Origin of the sequence: Sulfitobacter sp. UBA4523 (assembly GCF_002388305.1) — a bacterium.
Taxonomy (GTDB): Bacteria; Pseudomonadota; Alphaproteobacteria; order Rhodobacterales; family Rhodobacteraceae; genus Sulfitobacter; species Sulfitobacter pontiacus.
Genome location: NZ_DGMH01000052.1, coordinates 35,312 through 35,513, shown reverse-complemented (window position 1 = coordinate 35,513; position 202 = coordinate 35,312). Strand labels below are relative to the sequence as shown.

General features: G+C 54.5%; 1 pseudogene. It reads right to left on the bottom strand.

What is annotated here, in order from left to right:
• Positions 1-202, bottom strand: a pseudogene (locus tag B3849_RS13215) (acyl-CoA dehydrogenase); the annotation flags it as partial.

Here is a 202-nt window from a genome sequence, read left to right as displayed (position 1 = left end):
ATATAGTATTTCTCGCCGTTGATGACCCATTCACCGTTTTCCAGCACGGCAGAGGTAGAGATATTCTTGGCATCCGAAGACGCCATATCGGGTTCGGTCATCGCGAAGGCCGACCGGATTTCACCGGCCAACAGCGGCTTGAGCCACTTTTCTTTCTGCTCTGGCGTCCCGATCCGTTCCAGCACTTCCATGTTGCCGGTGT